This is a genomic window from Lacrimispora amygdalina, assembly GCF_900205965.1.
In the GTDB taxonomy this organism is placed as follows: domain Bacteria; phylum Bacillota; class Clostridia; order Lachnospirales; family Lachnospiraceae; genus Lacrimispora; species Lacrimispora amygdalina_A.
The window spans coordinates 107109-126787 of record NZ_OAOF01000004.1 but is presented as its reverse complement, the minus strand read 5'-3'; the positions used below and the strand labels follow the sequence as shown (position 1 = coordinate 126787).

The following is a 19679-nucleotide window of genomic DNA, read 5'->3' as shown; positions in this document are numbered from 1 at the left end:
TTCCGTTCAGCCTTTTATACTGAATTTTATAAAGGAGAAATCTTATGCAGATTATTTCAGTTCATATTAAGAATTTTAAGTCAATTGAGGACATGGAGATCACGGACATTGAAAATGCCCTGATCCTGGTAGGGAAGAACAATACAGGCAAAACCGGAATCCTGGATGCCATACGGGCTGCTGCCAGTGCTTACGATGTGACAAAAGAAGATTTTAATGAGAAGAAACAGAAAATTGAGATTATTATGACTCTGGCGATGACGAAGGAGGATTTAGAACTGTTTCACCGTGAGGGAATTGTCAGCCAGTATAAACGGTTCGAAACCTGGCTGCACGATTTTAAGGCAAAGCTGCCGTCTTACCAGGAAGGGAAACTGACATTTACCTATCAGGCAAGCTGGAACGGCGAGATCCGGTTCTTTGACGGACACCATAAAAACAACCGGTATATTAAAGAGGTAATGCCAAGACTGTACTATATTGATTCCCAGAGAGAACTGAATCAGTTCCAGAATGATCTGCTGCTTTTCCAGGAGGATGACCAGCTTTCCCGGTTAAGAGATCACGTCTGTATGTTTGACAGCGCCAGAGAGTGCAGCCAGTGCTTCCAGTGCATCGGACTGATCAATCAGAAGAAACCGGAGGAACTTGCGGTTTATGAGACTGCCAAGCTTCTGGAATATAAGATGTATCAGCTTAATCTGAATGATTTTGCTGCCAGAGTCAATGAAAACTACAGAAAAAACGGTGGGTATGAAGAAATCCGCTTTTCCCTGATCTGCGATCCGAACCAGATGTTTCGGGTGACGGCAGAGACTTATCACGAAGAACGGGGAAAAACAAGTCCTATCAGCAATTTAAGCAATGGTATGAGAAGTTTATACATGTTGTCCCTTCTGGAAGCATATACAGAGGATGGGAAGAAAATTCCCAATATCATCATTGTGGAGGATCCGGAGATTTTTCTTCATCCCCAGCTTCAGAAGACTTCCAGTGAAATTCTCTACCGTCTGTCAAAAAAGAATCAGGTGATATTTACCACCCATTCGCCCAACATGCTGTTTAACTTTACCAGCCGCCAGATCCGCCAGGTGGTTCTTGACCGGGGTGGATATTCGGTGGTCAAGGAGAAAACGGATATTGATGTAATTCTTGATGATCTGGGATACGGAGCCATTGATCTTTTGGGAGTCAGCTTTGTATTTATTGTGGAAGGAAAGCAGGACAAGAGCAGACTGCCCCTGCTGCTTGAGAAGTATTATTCAGAAATTTATGACAAGGAAGGAAACTTATCAAGAATCTCCATAATTACCACTAACAGCTGTACCAATATCAAGACCTATGCCAATTTAAAGTATATGAATCAGGTCTATCTGCGGGATCAGTTTTTGATGATCCGGGATGGAGACGGGAGAGATCCGGAGGAACTGGCGGGAGAACTGTGCCGGTATTATGAGGAAAGAGGAAAGGAGGAAATCGACAGGCTTCCCAAAGTGACCAGAAGAAATGTACTTATTTTAAAATACTATTCGTTTGAAAACTATTTCTTTAATCCTAAGATCATGGAACAGCTGGGAATTGTGGAAAGTGAGGAATCTTTTTATGAGAGACTGTTCGAAAAATGGAACGAGTATCTTCACCGGTTAAAGAGCGGAAAACAGTTTTTAGAGGCAGTTGGAAAGAACATGGAAAGCCCGGAAGAATTAAAGGAGCATATGGAGGAATTCAAAATATATATGCGGGGGCATAATCTGTTTGATATTTTTTATGGACCATATAGAAAACAGGAAGCAGAAATTTTAAGAAAGTATATTGATCTGGCCCCCAGAGAGGAGTTTAAGGATATTCTGGATGCCATTGACCGCTTTGTATATTTTGAAAACAGAAAAGTGGAAAAATAAAAAAAGGCAAGAAAGTGCTATTACTTGGACAAATAAAAGCACGCTTTTTTACGGCACTTATATTATAATCAGAGTATGAGATTTTACCAGGAGGTACGAGGATGAATTATCTGATAGGGATCGATGTGGGAACATCGGCAACGAAGACCGTTCTGTTTGATGAAAAAGGACAGGTAGTGGTTTCTGCTTCCAGAGAGTATCCTCTTTACCAGCCAAGTAACGGCTGGGCGGAGCAAAAACCGGAGGATTGGCGGGAGGCGGTTCTGGAGACGATTTCCCAGGTAGTAAAGGAATCCGGAGTTTCAAAGGAAGAGATAAAAGGAATTGGATTATCGGGCCAGATGCACGGACTGGTGATGCTGGATGAGAAGAATGAGGTGATACGTCCTTCCATTATCTGGTGTGATCAGAGAACCGGCGCAGAGGTAGAGGATATGCTTTCCATTATGCCAAGAGAGCGTTGGATTGAAATCACGGCAAATCCGCCGTTAACCGGCTGGACAGCAGCCAAGATTCTGTGGGTAAAGAAGAATGAGCCGGATAATTACAGACGGTGCAGACATATTCTTCTGCCTAAAGATTACATAAGGTTTGTTCTCACAGGGGTCTATGCGACAGAGGTTTCCGATGCCAGCGGAATGCAGCTTCTTGATGTACCCGGAAGATGCTGGTCACAAGAAGTGCTTGAAAAGCTGGATATTGACCCGGCGCTTTTGGGGAAGGTTTATGAATCCTGCGAAGTGACGGGTACGGTTCTTCCTGAGATTGCTGAAAGGACAGGGCTGTCTGACGGGACAAAGGTAGTCGGCGGTGCCGGAGATAACGCAGCTGCGGCTGTGGGAACCGGAGTTGTAAAAGATGGAACAGCATTTACCACAATAGGAACCTCCGGAGTTGTATTTGCCCACAGCAGTCAGGTTACCATTGATCCGAAGGGAAGAGTTCATACCTGCTGTGCTGCCGTACCTGGTACGTGGCACGTAATGGGAGTTACCCAGGGAGCCGGTCTTTCCTTAAAGTGGTTTAAGGATCAGTTCTGCAAAGATTATGTGAAGGAAGCAGAGCGGGAATCAATTGATGTTTATGACATCATTAATAAAGAAGTTGCAAAGGTGGAAGCTGGAAGCGGACGGCTGTTATATCTTCCTTATCTGATGGGAGAGAGGACGCCCCATCTTGATCCGGACTGCAGAGGTGTATTTTTCGGACTTTCAGCCATACACACCCGGGCCCACATGTTGCGTGCTGTTATGGAAGGTGTTTCCTATTCCTTAAATGACTGCAATGACATTTTAAAAGAGATGGGAATTCATGTAGATCAGATGATGGCATGCGGAGGCGGAGGTAAAAGCCCGGTATGGCGTCAGATGCTTTCAGATATGTACCAGTGCAGCGTAAAAACAGTTGCTCAGACGGAAGGGCCTGCGTTAGGTGTGGCAATTCTTGCCGGAGTAGGCTGTGGATTATATGAGAGTGTGGAGTCAGCCTGTGAAGCACTGATCTCCGAAGACAAGTCCACGAAACCTGATGCAGAAAAAGCAGAGAAATATAAAAACTACCACCAGCTCTACAAAAAGCTTTATGAAGATTTAAAAGGCAGTTATAAGATACTGGCAGGTTTATAAATCACTTACTAACAGAAAGCAGGAGGATTGGAATATGCGTTTTTTTATTGATACGGCAAATGTAGAAGAAATCAGAATGGCAGATGAGATGGGAATTATATGCGGAGTAACCACAAATCCGTCTCTCATCGCAAAGGAAGGGCGTATTTTTAAAGAAGTAATTGCAGAAATTGCCTCTATCGTAGACGGTCCTATAAGCGGAGAAGTAAAAGCGACAACCACCGATGCAAAGAAAATGATCGAAGAGGGCAGGGAAATTGCGGCAATCCACCCCAATATGGTAGTTAAAATCCCCATGACTCCAGAGGGATTAAAGGCTGTAAAGGTTCTTCATGCAGAAGGAATCAAAACCAATGTGACACTTGTATTTTCTTCTGCTCAGGCACTTTTAGCTGCAAGAGCAGGTGCAACCTACGTTTCACCATTCCTCGGACGTCTGGATGATATCTCCATGCCGGGTATTGATTTAATCAATGATATTATGGAGATCTTTCAGATTCACGGAATTGAAACAGAGATCATAGCGGCCAGTGTGCGCAACCCCATTCACGTAATTGACTGTGCAAAGGCTGGCGCAGATATAGCAACCGTTCCTTATAAGGTGCTTCTGCAGATGACCGCTCATCCTTTGACGGATCAGGGAATCGAGAAGTTTAAAAAGGATTATGTGGCAGTATTCGGAGAATAGAGAAAAAGAGAGGGATTATTATGGGGTTAGAGATAAAACCGGTAACAGATCCGGCTTTTGGCGCTTATGGAAAGATCGTAAAGGGTTATGAAATTGGTGATCTTTTAAAAAAGATGGAGGAAACTCCGCTCCCGGACGATGTGATATATGTTGCTTCCGTGCAGGAACTGGAAGCACTTCCTGTATGCAGGGAGATGGAGTCCAATCTATACGGACAGATGCCGATACAGGTAGGTTATTGCAACGGACACAATAAAAAATTAAACGCAGCAGAGTATCACAGGAATTCCGAAATAAATATTGCTGTCACTGATCTGGTGCTGATCCTTGGCAGGCAGCAGGATATTACACCGGATTACAGCTATGATTCAGGTAATATGGAGGCATTTCTTATTCCAAAAGGAACCGTAGTAGAGGTTTATGCCACAACACTCCATTATGCACCATGCCATACAGAGGAAAGCGGTTTCCGTTGTGTGGTCATTCTCCCGCAGGGGACCAATACCGATTTAACGCCTATTGAAAAGACAGTAAACAAGGAAGATAAGCTGTTGTTTGCTAAAAACAAATGGCTGATCGGTCATGAAGAGGGCGGTCTTCCAAAAGAAGCCTATATCGGTATTACAGGAGAAAATCTTTCCATATAAAGAACAAAAAAAGTATGATGAGGCAGATAAAAAAGCCTAGGATAACAGGAGGAGTCATAATATGAATAATATCCCGGAATTAAAAGTAGGTATCGTAGCAGTCAGCAGAGACTGTTTCCCGGAAACATTGTCAGTAAACAGAAGAAAGGCCCTGATCAAAGCTTATGAAACAAAGTATGATGCGGCCAATATATATGAGTGCCCTGTGTGTATCGTGGAAAGTGAGATACATATGGTGCAGGCATTAGAGGATGTTAAGAATGCAGGCTGTAACGCCCTTGTTGTTTATCTTGGAAACTTCGGTCCGGAGATTTCCGAAACCCTTCTTGCAAAGCATTTTGACGGACCGGTTATGTTTATCGCTGCTGCAGAGGAGAGCGGAGACAGTTTAACCCAGGGCAGAGGCGATGCTTACTGCGGAATGTTAAATGCCAGCTATAACTTAAAGCTGAGAAACATTAAGGCATACATTCCGGAATACCCGGTTGGAACAGCGGAAGAATGTGCGGATATGATTGAAGAGTTTCTTCCGATCGCCAGATCTTTAGTAGGTCTTTCCAGCTTAAAGATCATCAGCTTCGGACCACGCCCATTAAACTTTCTGGCTTGCAATGCGCCCATTAAGCAGCTTTATAATTTAGGCGTTGAGATTGAAGAAAACTCAGAACTTGATCTATTTGAAGCATTTAATAAACATGAAGGAGATCCCAGAATTCCTGATGTTGTAAAAGATATGGAAGCTGAATTGGGAGAAGGAAATAATAAACCAAATATTCTTCCAAAGCTTGCACAGTATGAGCTGACATTACTTGACTGGGTAGAGCAGCACAGAGGATACCGCAAATATGTGGCTATTGCCGGAAAATGCTGGCCTGCATTCCAGACCCAGTTTGGATTTGTACCCTGCTATGTAAACAGCCGTTTAACCGGAATGGGTATTCCGGTATCCTGTGAAGTTGATATTTATGGAGCACTCAGTGAGTTTATTGGTACCTGCGTGAGCTTAGATGCCGTTACCCTTCTTGATATCAACAATACGGTTCCGGATGATATGTACGAAGGTGATATCAAAGGAAAACATGATTATACCCATCAGGATACATTTATGGGATTCCACTGCGGAAATACCTGCTCAAGGAAGCTGTCCTCATGCTCTATGAAGTATCAGATGATCATGGCAAGAGCTCTTCCGGAAGAGGTAACACAGGGGACATTAGAAGGAGATATTATTCCAGGAGATATCACATTCTTCCGTTTACAGAGCACTGCAGACAACATTCTTCGCGCCTATGTAGCACAGGGTGAAGTACTTCCTGTAGCAACCCGTTCCTTTGGTTCCATTGGAATCTTTGCAATTCCGGAAATGGGAAGATTTTACCGTCATGTTCTGATTGAGAAGAATTTCCCGCATCATGGAGCGGTTGCTTTCGGACATTATGGAAAAGCTTTATTTGAAATCTTTAAATATCTTGGTGTGGAAGAGATTGGATTTAACCAGCCAAAGGGTATGCTTTATAAGACAGAAAATCCATTTGCTTTATAATCAGATTGGAAATTTATATAGCAAGCGATAATAAATTAATACTAGAGGAAAGCCATCTGTTTGGGATCGGCTTTCCTCATTTTTTTGCGATATCACGGGACAAGTCAATTGTATCGAAACTCTTTTAGCCAACATACATTACTTATAGGCGTATTTCTTGAAAGCGCCTTATTGATACGATTGGAGGATTATTTATGCCTAACAATGCTCTTCAAATAGAACTAAATTCAGCAGCAAGTGTAGCATCAGGTGCAAATGTACTTTTTGATACAATTGTTTATTTAGCTGGAAGTATCACTTATAATCCGGCTACGGGAGTAATTACTTTTCTGGAAGCCGGAAGATATGTAATCGACTGGTGGCTGGCGACCCAGGCATCCCAGTCAACAAATGGGACATCCTTCGCCTTGTCCTCGTCCCAGGGAGATTTGCTGGAAGGGAATTCACCAATAAAAACCGGCGAAGTATTTGGTGTCAGCATCATAGAGGTTGCTGCTGCACCTGTTACTGTTTCTCTTGTAAATATCAGCACTGCTACCGTATTTTTCTCTCAGGTAGTACCGTTAATAGGAACGTTGGTAGTAGTACAGGATGATTTAACCGGGGCTGGTCCGACAGGAGCAACGGGTCCAACCGGCCCAACCGGCCCGACAGGAGCAACGGGTCCAACCGGCCCAACAGGAGCAACGGGTCCAACAGGCCCAACAGGTCCGACAGGAGCAACGGGTCCAACAGGCCCAACCGGTCCGACAGGAGCAGCCGGCCCGACAGGAGCAACGGGTCCGACAGGAGCAACGGGTCCAACGGGAGCAACGGGTCCAACCGGCCCAACAGGAGATACCGGCCCAACCGGCCCAACCGGCCCGACAGGCCCAACCGGCCCGACAGGCCCAACCGGCCCGACAGGCCCGACAGGCCCGACAGGAGCAACCGGCCCGACAGGAGCAACTGGCCCAATAGGAGATACAGGTCCAACCGGAGCAACGGGTCCAACCGGCCCAACAGGAGATACCGGTCCAACTGGCCCAACAGGAGATACCGGCCCAACAGGCCCAACCGGCCCAACAGGAGACACAGGCCCAACCGGCCCAACAGGAGATACCGGCCCAACCGGCCCAACAGGAGACACCGGCCCAACCGGCCCAACAGGAGATACCGGCCCAACCGGCCCAACAGGAGATACGGGTCCAACCGGTCCGACGGGAGATACCGGCCCAACCGGCCCAACAGGAGATACGGGTCCAACCGGTCCGACGGGAGATACCGGCCCAACCGGTCCGACGGGAGATACAGGCCCAACCGGTCCAACAGGAGATACGGGTCCAACCGGTCCAACCGGAGATACGGGTCCAACCGGTCCAACCGGAGATACGGGTCCAACCGGTCCGACAGGAGATACGGGTCCAACCGGTCCGACAGGAGATACGGGTCCAACCGGCCCGACAGGAGATACCGGTCCAACCGGCCCAACAGGAGATACGGGTCCAACCGGCCCAACCGGAGATACGGGTCCAACCGGTCCAACCGGAGATACGGGTCCAACCGGTCCAACCGGAGATACGGGTCCAACCGGTCCGACAGGAGATACCGGCCCAACCGGCCCAACAGGAGATACAGGCCCAACCGGAGACACAGGTCCAACGGGTCCGACGGGAGATACCGGTCCAACCGGTCCGACGGGAGATACCGGCCCAACGGGTCCGACGGGAGATACCGGCCCAACTGGAGCGGGTGTAACAACATTCGGATATGTGTATGATTTGACGGCTGGAGGTCAAGTGGTTGCCGGAGGCGCGGATGTAACATTTAGCAACAATGGTCCTCTTAGCGGCGTTACTCATACCGCTGGAACTGCGCCGGTAACAGTTCCAACCGCCGGCACTTACCAGATATACTACGGTGTTAATATTACTGCCGGTGTAGGCGCAGCTATTGCAATTGCCGTGAATGGAGTTGTGGACCCATCAACAAATGTGAATCTGCTTACTGCTGTGGGCGAAACAGGCGGCGATGCCATGCTTACGCTCGCCGCAGGGGACGTTCTTACACTCAGGAACAACTCGGCAGTTCCTTTTACTACGGATTCCTCTACAGGTGTAGGCGCACAATTCGATGTGATACTGTTGTCCTAAATGATGTAAGTGGTTAAAATAATCCGGCTGTATTTCTTTTCGAAATACAGTCGGATCAATAAACGTATTCTTCCCGAAACTCCGTGGCACCTCCTATCCGAATTGCCTTTATTCCAGAAAATCTATGAGCTTTTGGCTGGGGAAGGCAGTATCATTTATAACTTTCCTACATGCCATAAAATTCTCCCATAACTACAGATGTAGCAATCTCCATGTTTGATATATATCATGTTCTTCCGACGTCCGATTTACTTCTTAAAACTACGCTTTTTCCATTTATCATAAAGGAGTGGCTTAATGTATGGAGTCACATTTTCCTTTATTGGTATCATTTCGGTTGGCATACACACCAACTCAGGCAATTGCATTTTTGTGAGGGTAGTCCTACATTAGACCAGGCACAGGATTTTGTGAGTCTCTCCGGCAATGAAAATTATAGTATCGAAAACCTCAGCCATTACATACAATGCTATTAGGTGTTATCAGATTGATGCGCCTTTTATAAAGAGGAGGATTTTTTATGGCGAATAATGCTCTGCAAATTGAACTGAATACAGTTACAACTGTAGCTTCAGGTGCCAATGTCCCTTTTGACAACATAGTCTATTCATTCGGAGCTATATCCTACAATCCAGTTACAGGAGTAATTACTATATCTGAAGCTGGAAGATATATTCTGGATTGGTGGCTGGCAACTCAATCTACTCAATCGACAAATGGGACAGCCTTTGCTTTATCATCCTCGCAGGGGGATCTTTTGGAAGGAAATTCACCTATAAATACAGGGGAAGTATATGGAATTGGCATTATTGATGTAGTCACTGCTCCAGTTACGGTTTCACTTGTAAATATCAGTACAGCAACTGTATACTTTTCACAAATTGTTCCTTTGAGGGGAACTCTGGTTGTAGTCCAGGATGATTTTGGTCCGACAGGGCCGACAGGAGCAACGGGTCCGACCGGTCCGACAGGAGCAACGGGTCTTACAGGTCCGACAGGAGCAACGGGTCCAACCGGTCCGACAGGAGCAACGGGTCTTACAGGTCCGACAGGAGCAACGGGTCCGACCGGTCCAACGGGAGCCACAGGCCCGACCGGTCCAACGGGTCTTACAGGTCCGACAGGAGCAACAGGCCTCACCGGTCCGACGGGAGCCACAGGTCCGACCGGCCCAACAGGAGACACAGGTCCGACAGGTCCGACGGGAGCCACAGGTCCGACCGGCCCAACAGGAGACACAGGTCCGACAGGTCCGACGGGAGATACAGGTCCGACAGGTCCGACAGGTCCGACGGGAGATACGGGTCCGACAGGTCCAACGGGAGACACGGGTCCCACAGGAATAGCTGGTATTACAGGTCCCACAGGTCCGACCGGCCCAACCGGAGCAACCGTAACGAGTGACAGTATGTCTGCATCCAATACAACGTCAGCAGTCATTGCAGTTGTATTAGGAGGTACCGATATACCGCTGCCAGATAATCAAAATTTAAATACGTTTATTGTAGATGGAACCAATACTGTATTTACAGTACCTTCAACAGGCGAATACCTGATTAGTTATGCCGTCTCAACAACCGCAGCGTTACTGGTATCCTCACGAATCACACAAAACGGAACACCGATAGCAGCATCTGTTATTACACCGACGATTGCTGCAGATAACCTGGAGACAACATTTATTGTACCGTTAACTGTAGGTGATACTATTTCCCTGCAATTATTTGGTTTACTGGGAGCAGCTACGCTTCTGGGCGGTGCAAGCACGTATATGACACTTGTAAGAGTAATATGATTTTGATTTAATTTTTCAAAATGCTCCCGTCCCTTCATCTAACTGGGATGGGGGCATTAGATTTTGCAGCATATTTGTCATTTTTTATGTTTCGCAGACAATTAACCACATGTTACAATAATAAATTAAACCCGGATCAGCATGGAACATCACACTGATCTGGTTTTTAAATATCCTTTGGTAGTTCAATAATAACACTGTTCTTTAAATAAGGGATACTTATAAATGATATATGAAAAGAATCCCCGTAGCACGCGTTTAATCTCTTTTGTATATTGGATAATCCAAAATGCTTTTGAGACTCCGGAGAGTTTTCCGTAATGCAGGCATTCGCTACTTCAATATCAATTCCCTTACCATTGTCGGTTACTTCTATTGTGATCCGGTTGTTTTCTTCTGATGATATCACAATATCAATTCGGGGCGGAACCGGTTCAAAACCGCTTATAAAACCGTCAAAGCCATGGCGTATGCAGTTTTCCGCAAGCGGCTGGAGAAGAATTTTCATGATTTTGCAGTCCTTTAACAGAGGGTCAATCTTTGTTTCCATCAAAATCCCATCAGAAGAATGGCGGTTCATGATTTCCATATAGGAAGTCACATGTTCTACTTCTTTTTCTATAGAAATCAATGTTTTCCCAAAACTAAGTGTAGTCCTTAAATATTTCCCCAGACTTTCAAGCATCCCCTCAGCAGTTTCCGAATGACCATTTAATATCTGAAAATGAATGCATTCCAGCGTATTATATAGAAAATGAGGATTAATCTGTTCCGACATCATCTGTATTTCCGCCATTGCCTTTTTTTGTTCCTCATCCTTAATCTGTAAAAGCTGCAGCTGAATGGTATCGTACATCTGGTTTAACTGGACTCCCAGAAGACTGATTTCGTCTGTATGATTAAATTCCCTCCGCTTTGTATAGGTTTTGTCGTTGATACTTCGTATTATAGTTCCAAGCACCCTTAAATTTCTGGTAAGAAGACCGGACAGAGCCATGCTGAGTAAAACAGCTGCAAGGAAACAGGCAATCCACACCAGAATAAAAAAAGAGCGAAGTTCCTTTATATCTCCGGTAAGAGCTGATTTCTTTGTTATGTGGATTACATTTAAATCACTGAATTTAATGCGATCCATAGTCAGAAACAGATCTTCATTTTCTGCTTTCACCGTTCCCTCCTGCCCGGGAGAGCCATCTGCAATCCAATTGCAGATCTGGGGGAGAAATGCATCCGGATACTCTTTTTTGGTAATATCCAAAGGCTGTCCGTTCTCATCGGCCAGATACATGCAGTAAGTGTAGCGGTTGGACATTCGTTTAAAATAATCCCGGATCTGATCCGTATCGATCAGGAGAATGAACCGGACTTTTCGGCAGTTGGGAATATCCTGATAAGCCAGATGCTTAGAAGAGAGAATGCTGGATACAGGGTAAGAGATTGGAATAACCCCTTCTTTGCCGAACATACTGCTATACCGGGTAGGCAGAACCGTGATACGGGGATATTGCCAGATATCCTCAGGGAGAAGCTGGTCAAAGTGCCTGCTGATTCCAAGGGAAGAAGGACTGAACATTATGTGATCATCACCGTAGACCAGTACATTATTTACAAGATCATGATTCTGCAGGAATGAATCTGTAACAGCCGTAGCGGCGGTGAAATACCTGGCATAGCCTGTAAATTTATAGTTGTTGATGTCGGCAATCATCTGGGGAAAAGGGTCTTTCACCAACAGATGATTGGTAGCCGCTGAGAGCGAATTAAACTGAGACGAAAGGGAATCTCCCGCCATATGAACCGAACTGCCAGCTCTTCTTAGGACTTCATTGGTATTGCGATGGTAAAAATACGAATAGGACAGCTGTCCAATCAGAAAAAGGGCAGCTGATGTGATGAAAATCATTCCGGTCACAAGCTGATAACGAAATTTTAAATTTGCAAACCATTTCATTAAGAAGTGCTCCTTTCACCGGCAGCAAACTGTTTCTGGTATTCAGAGGGGGTGAGTCCGGTCCTTGCCTTAAAGGCCCGGCTGAAGGAACGGTAATCTTCATAACCAAGTAACAGGGAGACTTCCCCTGAGGTATGTTCCTGAAACTTGAGCTGCTCCTGCGCATAGTTAATTTTTAAATCCAGGGTATAATCACGAAAATTCAGCTGTGTTTTATTCTTAAAATAAGTGCTGAAATAGCTTTTGCTAAGCCCCAGATAGTTGCATACATCTTCCGTCCGCGGATTCTTTAAAAGGTTCTTATTAATGTAATCAAGTGCTTTCTGGATTAGGGGATCGTTCTTAGCTGCCTGACTGACCGTCAGCTCTTCCGCAAATCCGGAAAGGATCTTTACCATAAAGTACTTGATATCTTCCAGTGAATTTAAGCTTTGCAATGCAGCAAAGGAATTACCGGAGTAGCTTTTAGGAGGTCCGTCTAAGTAACGGGACAACTGGCTCTGCAATGTGATAATTACATAATTACACATGCTGTACAGATAAGATGGCGGAGGAAGAACAGATGCGGTCAGTTTATCTAAATAAAGTTGAAAACAGTTCTGTATGCCTTCTCTGTCATCCTTTAACACAGCTTCCAGAAGATCATCTCCAGGCATGATCACCGAAGGCTGCCGGGGATCTAAAACAGCAGAATCCAGAACAGGACCGGTCTGGGGATAGATATGCCAGGTAATAATCTGCCTGGATTCCTGGAAAGAGGCAGCAATGGCGCAAAGAGAAGGAACCGGCTTTCCTATGGAGGCTGTTACGCAGGCTGCTCCACCTGTATTTGTTATCCGGATGTGATGCTCCAGCAGCTCCCGCAGTGAGCACCACCGGTCTGACTGAAATGGAAGATTTACCACTAACACAAGACCGGCAGGAGGATAATCAGAGATCAGTGCCGGTAAACCATTTATCTCTTTTTCCAGAGCCTCCCGCATGGGGACAAGGGTATTGGCCAGCTCAGCAGTTTCTTCCGTATACTGAAAAGTGGAAAAGGCCTGGATTAAAACAGCGCAGCTCTCCTTATCCTGTATGGGCAGATTGTACTCCTGTATTACTTTATGAAGCTCCGTGGCAGAGAGCTCTCCCCGCAGAAGCTGGGGAATTAAGTTCTGCTTTCGAAGGGAAACCTGTGCTTTGCGCAGCTTTCTCAGTGTAGAAAGCTGGTCGCTGTGATAATCCCGTTTGCTTAAGATATCTTCTTTTAAATTCTGGATCAGTTCGGTCAGATCCTTAATGGAAATGGGTTTTAACAGATATTCCCGCACTCCGTACCGGATTGCAGTTCTTGCATATTCAAATTCGTCATAACCGGTTAATATAACAAAAGAACAGTCAAACTGTTCTTCTCTGGCACGCCGTACCAGCTCAAGGCCGTTCATTCCCGGCATCTGAATATCGGTGATAACAATGTCCGGCTCATAATAGCGGATTTTATCTAAGGCCTCCGCACCATTGGCAGCGGTACCAATCAATGTAATAGAATAATCTTCCCAGGGTATAATGGAACGAAGTCCGGAACGGATCTCCGCCTCATCGTCTACAATCAGTAACGTAATCATGGATATTGGGCTCATAACGGTATCCTTTCCTTAGTTAGTATTGAGAAGCAAGCCAATTATAGCATTGTGCATAATGAAAAGCAAGGTGAACGGACTATGATAAAATAATTCGAAAAAAATGTTACATTCATAGTAGAAAAAGTGGTGTCTGGATTGGATAAAATGTTTTATTATATAAGCACATCACCAACAAGAAGGTAAAAGCAAACAAATGAAGGGAGCAGAAACTATGAGAAAAATAAGACGACTTGCAGCAATGGGGATGGCATGTATGATGGCAGCATCGGCATTATCCGGATGTGGGGCAAAAAGTACAGAGCAAAGCACTGCGGCAGCGGGAGGCGAAGAGAAGACAACCGCTTCAGGGGGAGAAACAAAAAAAGATTCAGCTTCATCAGACAAGGTAAAAATAACCATCTGGACAGATAACCGACATGACCTGGAGTACATGAACAAGGTGGTGGATGAGTTCAATAAAACCAATGATCATATTGTGCTTGATTATGTTATTCAGACAGAAAATTATGAAAATTTACTTTCTATGGCAGCAAATTCCGGTCAGTCTCCGGATATTTTCTCCCAGATCAGTGGTGAAGATTTCAAGAACTTTGCAGAGAATGGAATCATTCAGCCAATCAATGATTACCTGACTGATGAATTTAAAAAAGTAAATGAAGTGGATCAGAACTTATACGAAGGCTTCAATGTAATCGGAGATAAAATATACTGGGTGCCTTGCGGTAAAAGAAGCGGTTCCAGACTGATCTATAACAAAGATATTTTCGACAAACTGGGACTTGAAGTTCCGAAAAAAGTCAGCGATCTTCCGGAGTTAGCAAAGAAGATCACAGAGGCAGGAGCCGGAGATTATTACGGAATTATTTTCCCGGGAGCCAGCGGTCCTTTTGAAAGATGGTTAGAGCATTCTGCAGAAATGAGCGGAGTAACTCTGTATAATTATAAAGAAGGAAAATTTGATTTTACAGGATTTAAACCATACCTTGAAACCGTACGTAAGATGTTTGAAGAAGAAAGTGTATTTCCTGGTTCTGCTTCCATGAAGATCGATCCGGCACGTGTGCAGTTTGCAGAAGGCCATGCAGCAATTCATGGCAATGCGTCTCAGGAAGCAACCGTGTTTACCGAGCAGTTCCCAGCTAAGATTCAGTGGGGCGTTGCACAGCTTCCCACACTGGATGGCGAAATTAAAGGTGCTGAGGCCTGTTCTCCCAATACCGGCTGGATGATGAGTGCATTTACAGAGCATCCCAAGGAAGCCTGGGAAGTTATTGAATATTTTGGTTCAGAAAAAGTATTAAAGGGCTATTTAGAAGGTGGTTATTCCCTGCCAATCTCCAAATATATGGAAGACAAGATTGATAAGAGCAAAGTCGGAAGAATGGCTGATTTTGCAGGCGCTGATTACGAAGCAGTGTACCCGGTTGTTCCATCTGTAACTCCTGATGGAGAAAATTTCAGAGATGCACTCTGGAATGCATGTCTGCCGGAAGGACCTTCCATTGACGATACCATTGCAAAGTTAAATCAGACCTACAACGATGCTCTGGATAAAGAAGTGAAAATGGGCAAGACAAAACGTGTGGTTATTAAGGACTATGATCCTCTTCATCCAGGCGCAGGCACAGTGGAATATCTGGATAAGTAAAATGGTATTACGGCTGCTGCAAACAGAACTATTGTCTTGCAGCAGCTTTTCTTTCACCGGGTGAGCAGGAGTGGGGCAAATGATTCTAGATTAATAATAAGGAGTGAAGGAAATGAATTCAAACAATTCTTTTGGACATCGGTTAAAAAAGAGCTGGGATCATGGAGATATTCCCATGTGGCTGATGCTGGTTCCCACCATCTTTTTTATCCTGGTAATGTCGGTGTATCCATTTACATGGCTGATCCGGTATGTTTTTTATGATTACAATGGTTTTAAAGCATATTTTGTTGGATTTGAGAACTTTAAACGTATGACTGGAGATGGGATATACTGGAAAAGCGTTCTTCACACCTTTGAATATGCCATATTAAAGCTTCTGTTTCTGTTACCTCTGTCATTGGTGACTGCGGTACTGTTACAGAAAAGACGGTTTGGAAGCGGACTGATTCAGGGTATTTACTTTCTTCCTACTGTCATCAGTTCGGCGGTATACAGTCTGATCTGGTATTTTATCTTTGCTACTTATAATGGTGTTTTAAATGCTTTTCTTCAGGTCATCGGGATTATAAATCAGCCAATAGACTGGCTGGGAAGCAGCAAGACAGCCATGACGGCAGTTGTCATTGTGGCAGTATGGGGCGGTTTTGGAAATTACATGATTCTTCTGATTTCCGGATTGGCAGGAATCCCTTCCGATGTTTATGAAAGTGCACAGATAGACGGTGCAAATGGCATTCAGACTTTCTTCAAGATAACCCTTCCCATGCTGGGACCTGTGTTAAAAGTTGTAATAATGCTGGCAATCACCACCGCATTTAAAGATTACGAGTCCATCCTGGTATTGACGGCAGGCGGTCCCAACAACCGGACCCATGTTATGTTCTCCTATATTTTTCAGATGGTATTTGGTACCTCAAGAGCAGCGACCCAGCTTCAGATCGGATATGGCTCCGTCCTCAGCATTATTTCAGCGCTTATTGTGGGATTAATTACGATTGTATATTTAAAGATCAGCAGAAAAATGGATGAGATTTCATAGGAGGTAGAAAAATAATGGCAAAAGAAACAAAAGGGCATTCTGTAGAATCCCGTAAAACCAAACTAATAAATGCAGCTATTTTTCTTCTTCTTGCTACGCTGGCATTTTTTACTGTTTATCCGGTAATTTATATCTTATTTGGTTCCTTTAAAACAAACAATGAGCTGGTACGGGGCGGCGTAAATCTGCTTCCACAGAAGTTTGTTATGGATAACTATATTCAGGCATGGGAAATGGCAAATTTCTCCAGATACACCTTAAACAGTCTGATCATCAGCTTTGGAGTCATGGCGGTTTCCCTCACTGTGAGCAGTATGGCAGGCTATGTATTTTCCAGAAAAGAGTTCCGTTTAAAAAGTCTGATCTATAACTCCATGGTAATGTTCATGTTCATAAATGTAGGAAGCGTGGCACTTCGCCCTTTGTTTGAGCTGGCAGTAAAAATGAACATGAACCGTTCACTGATTTCCATCATACTGATTTCAGCAGGCGGCGGTCAGGCTACATATGTATTCCTGATTCATGGCTTTATGAACAGCATTCCAAAGGAATTGGATGAAGCTGCTAAGATAGACGGCTGCAGCTTCTTCGGAATCTACAGCAAAGTCATTCTGCCAGTATTAAAACCCGCCCTGGCAAGCGTTGCCCTGTTATCCTTCCGCGGCGGCTGGAACGAATACATTCTTCCATTAATCTTTACTATGACCAATGAGAAGCTTCGTCCGCTGACGGTAGGAGTTGTAGCTCTCCAGAATGCAGGAGACGGAGCGGCAGCCTGGAATATTCTGTTTGCAGGCTCTGCCATTGCCATTGTCCCCATTATCCTTGTATATATTGCGGCAAGCAAGCAGTTTATGGGTGGAATGACAGCAGGAGCGGTAAAGGGTTAAGATTCCATCTGGTAAACAAAATCAGACTATGCTACAATGTTAGAAAAGAGTCTGGGAAACATTACCAGTAAGCAGGGGGTCTTATTATGAAGCGAACCATCAGTTTTTTTTTAGCGGGGGCGATACTTTGTATGGCAGCTGTCTGGGTGCAGTCAGGTTATCCGGGAATTGTTCTGAACGAGCAGCCGGTAGCCCTTGCTTCTGCGCCATGGCCGGGCATTTCCATCGTCTCCCTGGATGAAAGAAAAAAAGAAAGTTCTTCGGATGAAAGACATCTGGCTGATGGTGAGGTCACGCTTCTGGATCCCGACGGCTCAACACTGGAGAGCCGTTTTCTTGTTCCTGCCGGTTACAACAGACTGGAGAAGCCTGCCGGAAGTTTACAGGGTTATTTAAGACAGTTTTCCATGAAGCCGGACAAGAGTCCCGTTCTTTTATATAATGGTAAGGAGAAAAACCGCCAGGATGTCCACGCTGCTGTATTTGCAATGCCACTGGTGGCGGGAGATCTACAGCAATGTGCGGACAGCGTCATACGAATGTACGGAGAATATTTGTGGTCAGTGAAAGCCTATGATGCAATTGCATTTCATTTAACGAACGGATTTTTAATGGATTATCCCTCCTGGAGGGCAGGAAAGCGCCTTGTGGTGGATAATAATCATGTATCATGGGTGAAGAAGGCTGACTATGATGAAAGCAGAGAAAGCTTTTTGAAATATTTACGGCAGGTCATGGTATATGCAGGGACACTGTCTCTCGAAAAAGAGTGTACATCCGTTGATTTAAGCCAGGTACTGGCAGGTGATTTATTGATTCGGGGAGGAAGTCCGGGTCACTGTGTTATGGTAGTGGATGTGGCAGAAGATGAATTTGGGAACCGCTGCTTTTTACTGGCACAGGGGTATATGCCCGCGCAGGAGTTTCACGTACTGAATAATCCTCTTCATGATGATGATCCCTGGTATTACAGTACTGAGATTAAGGATACTGTTGCGACTCCGGAGTATTCGTTTTCCGTTGACAGTCTCAAGCGGTGGAAAGAATTCAGCAGATAAAGAAAAATAAAAGGTCCTTCCCCCAGGGGTGGACCTTTTAGCATTTATAGGATTACATTGCGCCTCTCATTACCATAACTGCCATAACGCAGGTAATTAAAACGACCGCAGCGGTAAGGGTGATTCCCAGATTAACCATGCGTTTCTTTTCTGAAGCAGTATCTGTAAAGCTTATCAGATTGGATTTTCTGAGAGTAGTAACCAGAGGTTTATAAACCAGCAATGTCAGTGCTGTATTAATTCCGCCTTTCAGCAGATTAAAGGGGACAAATGCTGGAAGCAGAAGCTCAGCCACCGCCTCTCTGGGATATCCCATGTAAATTGGAGTGATGAAATAATTCCACAGTACCATAATCAGTGTCATAAGAAGTGTTCCGGCAACCATCCCAATAAAGGCACCCTTCATGGAGTGGTGTTTCTTATAGAGGTAGGCAGCAGGACAGACAAAGGCCACGGTTGAAAGGATGTTCATAATAAGTCCGATGATTCCAGTACTGCTGATTGTAATCATTTCAATGAAAGAGACAATGATGGAGATCAGTGCTGCGGACATAGGACCAAATAAAAAGCCTCCGGTCATGATAATCACATCTTTGGGTTCATATTCCAAAAACGGAACGATAGGGATTAGCGGGATCCGGATTGCCACCACGGCTACGAATGCCAATGCACACAGCATCGCCATTACAGTTAATTTGTTTGCTTTTCTGCTCATATTCATGATACAGACCTCCTGAAAAATAAGTAACACCTGAAAGAGTGTCTTTCAGGTGTTAAAAATAGACAGGTGTATTATCACATTTAACACATCTTCTTTCATCCAGACTTTACTGTCGGTATTGGAATCTAACCAATTCTGCGCTCTGAGCGCTCGCGGACTTTACCGCCGGTCGGGAATTTCACCCTGCCCTGAAGACATCTGTATGCAGTTGTTCTGAATGTATTATAACATTTTTTTTGTTAAATGCAATATCTAGTTGCAATTTTTTTTACTCTTTGCTATAATAGCCGTCATGGGGGTATAGCTCAGCTGGGAGAGCGCTTGAATGGCATTCAAGAGGTCATGGGTTCGAATCCCACTATCTCCACTTAAACAATAAGCCGCAGGCATGATTGCTTGTGGCTTAAATTATA

The 19679-nt window shown here is 44.8% G+C and carries 14 protein-coding genes, 1 tRNA gene and 1 riboswitch; of the genes, 12 read left to right on the top strand and 3 right to left on the bottom strand.

Annotated features, from left to right (window positions below; genetic code table 11):
• Nucleotides 1-44: 44 nt before the first annotated feature.
• The 7 genes from CRO04_RS07415 to CRO04_RS07385 all read left to right on the top strand — a co-directional run bounded on the left by CRO04_RS07415 (nucleotide 45) and on the right by CRO04_RS07385 (nucleotide 10331).
• Nucleotides 45-1901: an ATP-dependent nuclease gene (locus CRO04_RS07415; RefSeq protein WP_097003604.1), complete on the top strand. Its 1857-nt coding sequence runs from the start codon at nucleotides 45-47 to the stop codon at nucleotides 1899-1901.
• A gap of 101 nt (nucleotides 1902-2002) precedes the next feature.
• Complete coding sequence (gene xylB / locus CRO04_RS07410) at nucleotides 2003-3526, top strand: xylulokinase (protein ID WP_097003603.1); 1524 nt, start codon at nucleotides 2003-2005, stop codon at nucleotides 3524-3526.
• Nucleotides 3527-3560: 34 nt separating this feature from the next.
• On the top strand, nucleotides 3561-4214 hold the full coding sequence (fsa, locus tag CRO04_RS07405; protein ID WP_097003602.1) for a fructose-6-phosphate aldolase: 654 nt from the start codon (nucleotides 3561-3563) through the stop codon (nucleotides 4212-4214).
• Nucleotides 4215-4234: 20 nt separating this feature from the next.
• Nucleotides 4235-4861 (top strand): DUF4867 family protein, encoded by a 627-nt coding sequence (locus CRO04_RS07400; RefSeq protein WP_097003601.1) that lies wholly within the window; start codon nucleotides 4235-4237, stop codon nucleotides 4859-4861.
• A gap of 61 nt (nucleotides 4862-4922) precedes the next feature.
• Nucleotides 4923-6404, top strand: a complete 1482-nt coding sequence (locus CRO04_RS07395) for an L-fucose/L-arabinose isomerase family protein (RefSeq protein ID WP_097003600.1) — start codon at nucleotides 4923-4925, stop codon at nucleotides 6402-6404.
• Between the two features lie 194 nt (nucleotides 6405-6598).
• Nucleotides 6599-8536: a BclA C-terminal domain-containing protein gene (locus CRO04_RS07390; RefSeq protein ID WP_097003599.1), complete on the top strand. Its 1938-nt coding sequence runs from the start codon at nucleotides 6599-6601 to the stop codon at nucleotides 8534-8536.
• 520 nt (nucleotides 8537-9056) lie between these two features.
• Nucleotides 9057-10331 carry a BclA C-terminal domain-containing protein gene (locus CRO04_RS07385; RefSeq protein ID WP_097003598.1) on the top strand — a complete coding sequence of 425 codons (1275 nt, stop codon included), beginning with the start codon at nucleotides 9057-9059 and terminating at the stop codon, nucleotides 10329-10331.
• Nucleotides 10332-10497: 166 nt separating this feature from the next.
• Here CRO04_RS07385 and CRO04_RS07380 read toward each other — a convergent pair whose 3' ends face one another.
• Complete coding sequence (locus CRO04_RS07380; RefSeq protein ID WP_097003597.1) at nucleotides 10498-12282, bottom strand: sensor histidine kinase; 1785 nt, start codon at nucleotides 12280-12282, stop codon at nucleotides 10498-10500.
• Nucleotides 12282-13904 (bottom strand): response regulator transcription factor, encoded by a 1623-nt coding sequence (locus CRO04_RS07375; protein ID WP_097003596.1) that lies wholly within the window; start codon nucleotides 13902-13904, stop codon nucleotides 12282-12284. The genes CRO04_RS07380 and CRO04_RS07375 overlap by 1 nt, the downstream gene beginning before the upstream one ends.
• A 214-nt stretch (nucleotides 13905-14118) precedes the next feature.
• Between CRO04_RS07375 and CRO04_RS07370 the strand changes: the two genes are divergently transcribed.
• From CRO04_RS07370 to CRO04_RS07355, 4 genes are all read left to right on the top strand, one after another.
• On the top strand, nucleotides 14119-15555 hold the full coding sequence (locus CRO04_RS07370) for an ABC transporter substrate-binding protein (RefSeq protein WP_166432498.1): 1437 nt from the start codon (nucleotides 14119-14121) through the stop codon (nucleotides 15553-15555).
• Between the two features lie 112 nt (nucleotides 15556-15667).
• Nucleotides 15668-16597 carry a carbohydrate ABC transporter permease gene (locus CRO04_RS07365; RefSeq protein WP_097003594.1) on the top strand — a complete coding sequence of 310 codons (930 nt, stop codon included), beginning with the start codon at nucleotides 15668-15670 and terminating at the stop codon, nucleotides 16595-16597.
• A 14-nt stretch (nucleotides 16598-16611) separates the two neighbouring features.
• On the top strand, nucleotides 16612-17487 hold the full coding sequence (locus tag CRO04_RS07360) for a carbohydrate ABC transporter permease (protein ID WP_097003593.1): 876 nt from the start codon (nucleotides 16612-16614) through the stop codon (nucleotides 17485-17487).
• A gap of 86 nt (nucleotides 17488-17573) precedes the next feature.
• Entirely contained in the window at nucleotides 17574-18545 is a 972-nt protein-coding gene (locus CRO04_RS07355; protein ID WP_242974373.1) for a DUF4846 domain-containing protein, read from the top strand.
• A gap of 52 nt (nucleotides 18546-18597) precedes the next feature.
• On the opposite strand, the gene CRO04_RS07350 is transcribed toward CRO04_RS07355, so the two are convergent.
• Complete coding sequence (locus CRO04_RS07350; protein ID WP_207654416.1) at nucleotides 18598-19266, bottom strand: ECF transporter S component; 669 nt, start codon at nucleotides 19264-19266, stop codon at nucleotides 18598-18600.
• An 83-nt stretch (nucleotides 19267-19349) separates the two neighbouring features.
• Nucleotides 19350-19466, bottom strand: a riboswitch (FMN riboswitch).
• A gap of 94 nt (nucleotides 19467-19560) precedes the next feature.
• Between CRO04_RS07350 and CRO04_RS07345 the strand changes: the two genes are divergently transcribed.
• Nucleotides 19561-19633 (top strand) — tRNA-Ala (locus tag CRO04_RS07345).
• The last annotated feature ends 46 nt before the right edge of the window (nucleotides 19634-19679 follow it).